This is a genomic window from Streptomyces sp. NPDC104581 (assembly GCF_055583685.1).
Window position 1 is genome coordinate 1 of record NZ_JBVJNN010000053.1, and the last position, 9880, is coordinate 9880.

The window sequence follows — 9880 nt, forward strand, 5'->3', positions numbered from 1 at the left end:
GGCCGAGACCCGCGAGGTCCTCGTCTCGGCCCTCGCGATGCTCCGTACGAAGCACGCCGACCTGCCGTCCCGCAAGCACGGCAACCCGCCGCAGTAATGGCATGTCTGTGACCACTGCACCGACCAAGCAGCATGGCCGGTCTGTTCGCCATGTCCGAAAACAGCGGTCAGGGCATACGGCGACTTCCTCGCCCGGTGTGAGTGGAGCCCCGGCGTGGCGCTGCGGATCCACGGGCGCGAAGACAAGAAACGCCCAAGTGAGCTTTATATATGCAGAGTTGAGAGAGCCTCTGCTGTACGGTGCATCAAAACAGCGTGGACGGTTTGCTGTTGACAAACCGTCTGTCCTGTTTTGTACTCGTGAGGTGCCGGGATGACTGCACACTCAACTAGGGGGCAACGGCGTGCGGATCGACGTATTAGGCGTATTGGACGTCACGGAGAACGGGGTGTCGGTCGCCCCCACCGCACCGAAACCCCGGCAGGTGCTCGCCCTGCTGGCGCTGCACGCCGACCGGGTGGTGCCGGTCTCCGCCCTCATCGACGAGCTGTGGGCGGGCAAGCCGCCGCGCAGCGCCCGCACCACGCTCCAGACCTATGTGCTGCAACTGCGCGACCTCATCGCGCTCGCGCTGGACCGACGGGAACCCGGCGACGAGCCTGACTCGCCCTCGCGGCGCAGAGCCAAGGACGTCCTGGTCACCTCGCCCGGCGGCTACATGCTCGTTCTGGGCGAGGGCGGCAGTGACGTCCGCGAGTTCGAGCGCCTCTCGGGCATGGGCTACCGCGCGATCGACCACGGGGACTTCCAGGGCGCCTCGCGGCTGCTGCGTGAGGCGCTTGCCCTCTGGACCGGCTCCGCCTTCGCCGACGTGCAGACCGGTGCGCAGCTGGAGATGGAGGCCAAGCGGCTGGAGGAGGGCCGGCTGTGCGCCCTCGACCAGCGCATCGAGGCCGACCTCAGACTCGGCCGGCACCGCGAACTGCTGGCGGAGCTGACCGTGTTGACCAGTCGCTACAGCACTCACGAGAACCTGCACGCCCAGTTCATGCTGGCGCTGCACCGTTCGGGCCGGCGTGGTGAGGCCCTGGACGTCTACCACCGGCTGCGCGGCACCCTGGTGCGGGACCTGGGGCTGGAGCCCTCGCCGCGGCTGCGCCAGCTCCAGCAGTCGATCCTGACGGCCGCGCCGGAGACCCCGCTCGCGGAGCAGCAGACGCCCCCCGTGGCCCCCGTCCCCGCACCCCGCAAGGGCGGCAGCACGAGCTCCCTGCGCGTCAACTGAGCGAAGAGACGCAGGCTTTTCCGGTCCGGCGGGGCGCGAGTGCCGGCCCTGCGCCGACCGGTCCGGCCGCCTTCCTTCAGTCGGCCCGTCCCGGCCCCGAGGGCTCACCCGCGCGCAACCGTGACGGTTGTGGCGCCGTCGACGCCGGCTCCGCGCTCGACTACCTCGGGCCCCTGTCCTGTCCTGGCCGTCGTCCGCGCACATCCGCCGCCCCGCCCGCCCCTCATTCCGCTCGTCGCGTCGGCCGCTTACGGCCGAGGGCGCGAGCCGCGGCGGCGAGACCCCGCCGTCCGTCCGGCCCCTCGGGCGGTCGCCCGGCTTCTCCACGGTCTCCGCCGGGCGCCCCAGGGTCTGCGGGCGCGGCACCGGCCATGAGCGCGCATGGAGCCCCGGCCCGCACCGTGCCACCGGGCCTCGCGGTGCTCCGACGGCGCGAGTGGGGCTCCCTGCCGCGGGACTCTCCGCCCGGCGCCTGTCCCGCCGTGCGGCCGACTCGTGGGTCACGGCCGCCCCCGTGTCCGGAGGGCGGAGGGCGGGGGGGAGAGAGAACAGCGATGTTCGCGACCGGGCTCTATATGAAACCGCCCAGACGGTTTGTTACTCTGCTCTGCGTGACCCCGCCGACCGCGACCGCGGCCGGTGGCGCCATGAGTGGCGCGTGGCACCCGCGTCCTGCGGTCCCGCAGGACGCGGCACCCCCTCAGTGCCTGTTGCCCGGGAGGCAGAGCATGGTCAGACAGGAGCGGGCCGCCCGCACGCGGCGTGCGCTTATCCAGGCCGCGGCGGAGACGTTCGCCGAGGTGGGCTTCGTCCCCGCCTCGCTGACGGTCATCAGCAGACGGGCCGGTGTCAGCAACGGTGCTCTGCACTTCCACTTCGCCAACAAGGGCGTGCTCGCCGAAGCGGTCGAGGCGGAGGCCGCCGATACCGTCCGCCGGCTCACCGAGTCGGCGCGGGCCCGGCAGGGCGATTCCCTGCAAGCGGTGGTGGACGCCACGCACGAACTGATGGCCGCCCTTGCCCGGGACATCGTGGTCCGCGGGGGCTTCGGACTCGCCGGTGACATCGCCCGCCGTACGGTGTCCCCGCTGCACAAGGAGTGGCAGCTCTGGGTCGAGGACACCCTGCGCCGCGCCGAGAGCGGCGGGGCGCTCGCGCGGGGCGTGTCCTGGACGGTCGCCGCCCGCGTCATCGTCGCCGCGACGACGGGCTTCGAAGTGCTCGGCTGCAAGGACGCCTCCTGGCTGTCCCGGCAGAACATCACCCGCTCCTGGGAGTTGCTGCTGCCGCTCCTCGCCGACCGCCCGGACCTGGCCACCCTGGTCTGTGCCGGCTCCGGTCCGCCCGCCGCCGCGCCCGAGCCGTCCCGCGTACCCGTGCCGGAGCCCGCGCTGACACCCGCGGCCGTGCCGGAGCAGGCATGGGGGACCCTCGGACGCTAGGGCTCTTTCCTCCTGCCTTCGTGGCTCTCATTCCCCGTTCGGCTGTCCTTGGAGGATGACTCAAGTGCCGCTGAAGGAACCGGGGCCTCCGGTGCGGGTGGGGTTAGCGTGCTGGTTCGCCGACGAATTTCCGCCATCGGGAGTGCCCGACGACGAACGGGGAGAGAGCAATGGAGATTCAGGTCTTAGGCCCGCTGAGTGCCGCGGAGAACGGGGACTCGATCGTCCCGACCGCCGGAAAGCCGCGACAGGTCCTCGCCCTCCTGGCGTTGTATCCGAGCCGCGTCCTGCCGGTGTCGACGCTCATGGAGGAGATCTGGGGGACGGAGCTGCCGCAGAGCGCGATGACCACGCTCCAGACGTACATCATGCAACTGCGCCGCTGCCTCGGCAGCGCGTTGGGGCCCGGTGTCCCGGGCGGGGCGAAGAACGTTCTGGCCACTCGGCACGGCGGCTACCTGCTGCGCGTCCCGCCGGAGTCCGTGGACGTGTACACCTACGAACGCCTGGTCGCCGAGGGCCAGGAGGCGTTCGAGACGGGGGACGACCGGCGGGCCGCCCGTAGTTTCCGGCAGGCCCTCGCCCTGTGGCAGGGGCCCGCGCTGGTCGACGTACGGCGCGGCCCGGTCCTGGACATCGAGGTCACACGCCTGGAGGAGTCCCGGCTGATGACCGTCGAGCGGCGTATCGACGCCGATCTGCGGCTCGGCCGGCACGCCGAACTCGTCGCCGAACTGGCCGATCTGATCGCCCGTCACCCCCAGCACGAGGGTCTGCACGCCCAGGCCATGGTGGCGCTCTACCGGTCGGGGAGGCAGGCCGGCGCCCTGAACGTGTACCGGAGGCTGCGGGAGGGGCTGATAGAGGAACTCGGTGTGGAGCCCTCGACCCAACTCCAGCGTCTGCACCAGGCGATGCTGGCGGTCGATCCCGAACTCGACGTGGTGGCGGGCCTGCGCCGGGGCTCCACCTTCGACCGCTACGCGGCATAGGTCTTGTCCTCGAAGTCCCGCCTGGCCCGCGACGCCCGGCGCGGCGCCCCGCCGCGTTGTCGTAATCCGGCCGAGTACGCCCGGTACGAGACCGCTCCTCCGCCTCGCGACGCACCGCACCGGCCGCCGCGGGCCCCGCCCCGCGGGCGGACGGCGCTACTTCGAAGACACGCCCCGGGCCTGATCCAGACGACAGGCCCCAGTACCTCACCCCGGCCGGTCGATCGCCAACCGCCGCGGGCGCGCCGACGCTCGGAGGAGCGTTCTCGGCCGGGTCTCCAGCCGCGTTCGAGGCGGCCCCGCAATCATCGGACTCCGCCCCGGGTGGTGCCCGGAGCGGTCGCGGAACAGGGGGCGCAGATGACGGTGGACCGGCCGGTACGGCTGTACTGCTTCGCCCACTCCGCCGAGGGCGTCGTCGCCTTCGGCGGGTGGGCCGCGGACGTGGGACCCGGCGTGGAGCCGGTCCCGGTCCTGCTGCCCGGCTGTGCTCAGCGGCGTACCGAGCCCCGGTTGACCACACGCACGGAGCTGCTCGCCGAGGTGCTGCCGCTGTTCACCGGCCCCGGCCCGTACGCCCTCTACGGGCACGGACTCGGCGCGCTGGCGGCGCTCACCGTGGCCCGCGCCCTGCACGAGAAGGAGCTGCCGAGCCCGGTGTTCCTGGGGGTCGGCGCCTGGCCGCCGCCGCTGCCGCCCGCCGGGCTGCCGGACGTCCGCCGGGCGACGGACGCCGACCTGCTGAGCGCCCTCGGCGGCGGGGGAGCCGTGCCGCCCGGCAGCGACGAGGGGATTCTCCTGCGGGCCGTGCTGCCGGTGCTCCGCGCCGACCTGGAGCTGGCCCAGGAGCTGCGTCGGGCGGCCGACGGCCCCTGGCGGTCCGGACCCCTCACCACCCCGGTGCTCGTCGTCGCCTCCGAGGCCGATCCGCAGGCCGCGACGGACGTGGCCGGCGACTGGCGCAGGTGGACGCTGGGACCCGTCCGGTCGCGGACCGTCCCCGGCCGGCTCCTGGCCCGCGGGAGCGATGAACTCCCCCAACTGCTGGGCCGGGCCTGCCGCGTGGCCCGCCGGCTCCTGCCGGAGTCCGCGCCCGTCGGCTGACCCTGCCCCGCGCGCGCCCCGCCTCTCCGCCCCGCCCTCTCGGATTCCCGTGCCCCGCTACGCGCTCGGACGCGTACAGGGGCGTCCATGGCGCTCGGGCACCGCTCGCACCCGGCTGCATACCTGCTCGGAGAACCGGACTTGGGGCGCGCACTGCCCGTAACGTGGTGCTCGCCGAACGTCGTCGGCGCCGGCAGGGGCAGGAGGCCGTCAATGGGGGAGAGGCTGCTGGGCGGTGGCCAGGCCGGCCGCGCCCGTTCACGCTTCCGTACGTCCCCGGCCCGGTGCCCGGACACCGCACGTTCCCCGCACGCTCTTTTCGCGCTCGCAGAAGGGAGGGACGGGGACCCGGCCACGCGCGGCTGACCACACACCCCCGGACACCATGACTCCTCACCACTTCCCGCACGCGCCGATATCCGTGGTCGTCGACCCCGGGTCCCCGCCCTACCCCGCGCCCTGGGACGTCGAGTTGCACGGCCCGCTCGACACCGCCGCCCTGGAACGGTTCCTGGGCGAGCTGACCGCCGAGGGCGAGGGCGAGGGCCGGCCGGCCTGGCGGCACCGGCTGCTGCGGCACGGACCCGACCATCACACCCTGCGGTTCTCCGAACCGCACGGGACACCCGCCGCGCTCATCGCGGGCCGCGTCGCCGACCGCCTCACCCGGCCGCCGGCCGCCGACAGTCTGCTGAGCCCCGCCCAGCGCGCGGCCCTCGCCCGTCCCGGTGAACGCCGCCACCGCTACGAGGTGCTCCTGATCGAACCGGCACCCGCACCGGACACGGGTGCGCTGCGTGAGGCGCTGCGGAACGTCGTGGCCGCCCACCCCCGATTGCGCTCGCGCCTCGACGCCGCGGACGGCCTGCGCCCGGCACGGGCCGCCGACACGACCGCGGACGGCCAGGACCCGCTGGTGGAGGGGGAGTTCACCGACGAAGCCGGTTTCGCCGCGCTCCTGGAATCGGCTGGCGCGGCGCTCGACACGCACACCGGGACACAGCTGAGGGCCGTACTCGCCAGGGACCGCCGCCCGTCCGGCCGCCGCGCCGACCGGCTCGCCCTGGTCGTCCACGAACTCGCCGCGGACGCCGCCTCCCTACGCATCCTGCTCGACGACCTGACCACCGCTCTCACCACGGCCGTACGCCCGCGGCCCGAGCGGGACGAGGCGCTGACCGACTGGCTCACCGAGCTGCGGGAGCTGTCCCGGGACGCCGCCGAAGCCGGGCACTGGACCCGGGTGGCCGGAACCAGATCCCGTCAGGCGGTACGGCCCGTCCCCACCGCCGGGTCCGCACGGAGCACCGCGTCCGATGCCCCGGCCGATGAGTACGGCGCTGCCGCGCCGCCCGCCCCGGGTGCGGAGTCCGGGCCCGTCCCGTCGCCCGCACGCGGTGACATGCCCCTCGCGGCCCCGGACGGGGCGCGGCGGTGGGCCGGGTTCGTCCTCGGGAAGGAGGTGACCGAGCGGATCGTCCATGGTCTGGCCCGGCGGCTGGCGTTGAGTACCGGGGAGGTGCTGATCGGCGTGTTCGCGCTGGCCCTCGGCCGCCGGCAGGGCGAGGAGGCCGTCGGGTTCGACGTACTCGGTGATCCGCGGACCGGCCGCCGGGGTCTGCGCCGGCATGTCGGGCGGCTCGCCGAGCCGTACCCCGTCCACTTCACCCTCGCCCCCGGCGCCGATCCCCTCGGTCGGCTGACGGCCCTGGCGGACTCCCTGGCCGTGTGTGCCGGCCGGGCCGACGCCGGCGCGGGTTTCGGGGCCTGCCGCGAGTGGAGCCCCGACCCGGCGACGCGCCGCGCCCTCGGCGAGATGCCCCTCGCGGAGACCTGTCTGCTCCTCGACCAGCCCGACCAGCCCGACCAGCCCGAGCACGCCGACCGGCTTCACCGGCCCGGCGGCCCCGCCTCCGCCGCGCCCACCCACCGAGTCGCGGTACGGGCACACGTCCGCGAGGGCAGGCTGTACGTCGGCCTCGACCGGGCCGCCGGCCCCGGCGGGGGCGCCACCGACACGTCCGCCCGGGCCCTGCTCGGCCAACTGCGCCAGTTGCTGGAGGAGTTGGCGGGCACACCCGCCGCCCGCGTCCTCCCCGCCTTCCGGGCCACCCCCCAGCAGGCCGCGCTGCACGAGGGCGGTGACACACGACCCGGCACCGGGCGCCATGTCGAGCAGCTCGTCTGGTTCTGGCACGGTCCGCTCGACACCGCGCGCTTCACCGCCTCCTGGCAGTCCGTCCTGGACTGCGAGACGGTCCTGCGCACCGCGTTCACCGGCGACGGCGAACCGCTGCTCGTGGTCCACGAACGCGTCACGCCCGACATCACCCGCCGGACCTTCCGCGACGGCGACTGGTCCGCCCTCCTGGAACAAGACCGGCTGCGCGGCTTCCATTTACGCCGCCCCGGCGCGCTGCGCCTTACGGTGCTCGAACGGGAGCCCGCACCGCCCGGCGAACCCGTCTGGATCCTGGTCACCTATCACCGGGCCCTGCTCGACAGTCGCAGCGCGAACATCCTGCTGCGCGAGTTCTACCGCGCCTACCTCGCCGGCGGCACCCTGCCCGGTGGCGAGCGCCGCCCGGACCTGCGCGACTACACGACCTGGGCCGCCGCCCAGGACCCCCGGCCCGCCCAGGACCTCTGGTCCGGCCGTACACCGCCCGACGGCGCGGCCTCCTGGCCGGGACGGCCCGCCGGACCCACCGGCCTGACCGGCACCGGACACACCCGGCTGCGTCTGGACCCCGTCGAGACCACCCGCCTCACGCGCTGGGCGGCCACCTGGGGCGTCGCCGAGAGCAGCGTGCTCCAGGCCGTCTGGGCCCTGCTGATCCACTGGGGCTCCGGCGCCACCGCCGCGGCCCCCGTCCGCTTCACGGTGACCGTCTCCGGGCGGGGCGTGCTCTTCGACGGCGCCGCCCTGATGCCGGGCCCGCTGCGCAACCCGCTGCCCATGCACGTCCAGGTCGACCCCGCGGCCACCCTGCCCGACCTGCTGCGGCAACTGCGCGAGCGCGCCCTCGACCTGGCCGCCTACGAATGGGTCCCGGGGGACTGGATCCACGCCTGGGACGGGCGCGGGTCCCTCGACACCGGGTGCACGGACACCGTCGTGGTCTTCGAGGACTCGCCGCACCCGGTGGACGGCCTGGAGGCCGAACTCGCCGCCCACGGCATCAAGGCCGAGTTCCCCGTCACCGTCCCGGCCCGCTGCGCGCCGCCCGTCGGACTGCTCGCCCACCACGACAGCGCGGGCGGTCTGGTCCTGACGGGCGTGTACGACCGGGCCCTGTTCGACGCGGCCGCCGCCGCCGAACTGCTCACCCGGAGCGCCATGCTGCTGCGCACGCTCTCGCTGTCGGCGGGCGAGCACACCACCGTCGGTGAGGTCCTGCGACTCCTGGAGGACAGCGCCGTACCGCATCCGGGTGTGGGCGTCGCGGCCAGACGGGTCGGTCCGCTGCGCACCCTGCGGGCCGCGCGGCACGAGGGGGCGGGCACCATCTGTCTGATACCGCCGCCGGGCGCCCCCGCCACCTGCTACGACCTGCTGTCCGACCTCTACCCCGGACCCCAGGAGCTGGTGGTGCTGCGCACCGGCGCCGACGGGGCGCGCGACGCCCTGACCACCCACACCGCCGGCCGGCCCCTGCTGCTGGGCGGTTTCTCCGGGGCCGGCGCGCTCGCCTGCGACCTCGCCCGGCGCATCGCGGAGGACGGCGGCCGGCCGCCCCGGGTGGTGCTCGCCGACGCGGCCCGCGACGAGCGGGAGCGCGCCCGCGATCTTGCCCGCGCGCTCCGGGACGCCGCCGTACCCCAGGACCCGGCCCCGGCACGACTGGCGGAGGCGGATCAGCCGGCGGAGCGGCCGTGACCGCCGCCGGTGCGCGGTCCTCCGTCCCCGCCGGGGCAGTTCCCCGTCACCACTGGATCAGGGCGAAACTCGCGGCCATGCCGCCGCCGAAGCCGGCCAGGAGGACCAGGTCGCCCGGCCGGAAGGAGCCGGCGCGGACGGCCGCGTCCATCGTGATCGGGATGGAGGCCGCCCCGGTGTTGCCGTACGTCTCGACCGTGCGGTGCATGGTGGCCCGCGGCAGGTGCAGCTCCTCGAAGACGGTGTCGAGCATCACCCCGTTGGCCTGGTGCGGCACGAAGTGGCTGATGTCGGCGGCCTCGACACCGGCCTCGTGCAGGAACCCCTTGGTCAGCTGCGGCAGTTGCTCCACCACGAAGCGGCGCACCTCGCGCCCGTCCATCGCGAAGTACTGGAGACCGGCGCGGAGTCCGACCTCGTCGAGGGGACGCCGGCTGCCGCCCGCGGGCACCCCGATCAGCCCGGTGAGGTCGCCGAACGTGTGCAGCGCGACCCGCCGGACCACCGGGCCCCGGCCGGTCGGCCCCAGGACCATCGCCCCCGCCCCGTCCCCGAACAGGACGACCGTCCTGCGGTCGGCCGGGTCGAGGATGCGTGAGTAGACGTCGGCGCCGATGACCAGCGCGTAGCCGCCCCGGTGCACCAGGGTGCCCGCCACCGAGGACAGTGCGAACACCGTGCCCGAGCAGACCGCGTTGACGTCGAACGCCGCCGTGCCCGCCGCACCGAGGTGGTGCTGGACGTAGGCGGCCGTCGGCGGCTGCGGCTGGTCCGGTGTGGAGGTGGCGACCGCGATCACGGTCAGCTGCTCCGGCGAGACGCCGGCCGCCTTCAGCGCCGCCCGCCCCGCCGCCGTGGCCAGGTCCGAGGTGGCCTGGCCGGCCGCGGCCCAGCGCCGCTCGCGGATCGCGGTCTTGCGCGTGATCCAGTCGCCGTCGACCCCGGCCGGCGCGCCGACCTCGTCGTTGGAGACGATCCGTTCCGGTACGTAGGCACCCGTACCGAGTACGTGGATGGTGACGTCGCTCATGCGGCCGCCCTCCCCTCAAGTGGTCCTGACATGGGCGTGCGAAGCCCCGGTGGGGGGGGGGGGGGGGGGGGGGGGGGACCCCCCCCCCCGGGGGGGGGGGGGGGGGGGGGGGGGGGGGGGGTGGCGCGCCCCCCCACCCAAGCGAG

General features: G+C 74.6%; 6 protein-coding genes. 5 read left to right on the top strand and 1 reads right to left on the bottom strand.

The features are described from left to right. Positions 1-404: 404 nt before the first annotated feature. From ACZ61E_RS29285 to ACZ61E_RS29305, 5 genes are all read left to right on the top strand, one after another. Entirely contained in the window at positions 405-1286 is an 882-nt protein-coding gene (locus tag ACZ61E_RS29285; RefSeq protein WP_469703070.1) for an AfsR/SARP family transcriptional regulator, read from the top strand. Between the two features lie 728 nt (positions 1287-2014). Continuing rightward, on the top strand, positions 2015-2728 hold the full coding sequence (locus tag ACZ61E_RS29290) for a ScbR family autoregulator-binding transcription factor (protein ID WP_469703071.1): 714 nt from the start codon (positions 2015-2017) through the stop codon (positions 2726-2728). Positions 2729-2898: 170 nt separating this feature from the next. Continuing rightward, the gene (locus ACZ61E_RS29295) at positions 2899-3720 is read left to right on the top strand and encodes an AfsR/SARP family transcriptional regulator (RefSeq protein WP_469703072.1); all 822 of its coding nucleotides are present in this window, start codon (positions 2899-2901) and stop codon (positions 3718-3720) included. A gap of 360 nt (positions 3721-4080) precedes the next feature. Beyond that, positions 4081-4824, top strand: a complete 744-nt coding sequence (locus ACZ61E_RS29300) for a thioesterase II family protein (protein WP_469703073.1) — start codon at positions 4081-4083, stop codon at positions 4822-4824. 385 nt (positions 4825-5209) lie between these two features. Then, complete coding sequence (locus ACZ61E_RS29305; protein WP_469703074.1) at positions 5210-8704, top strand: condensation domain-containing protein; 3495 nt, start codon at positions 5210-5212, stop codon at positions 8702-8704. Between the two features lie 46 nt (positions 8705-8750). Here the strand turns inward: ACZ61E_RS29305 and ACZ61E_RS29310 are convergent, their stop codons facing one another. Further along, complete coding sequence (locus tag ACZ61E_RS29310) at positions 8751-9734, bottom strand: 3-oxoacyl-ACP synthase III family protein (RefSeq protein ID WP_469703075.1); 984 nt, start codon at positions 9732-9734, stop codon at positions 8751-8753. Between the last annotated feature and the right edge of the window lie 146 nt (positions 9735-9880).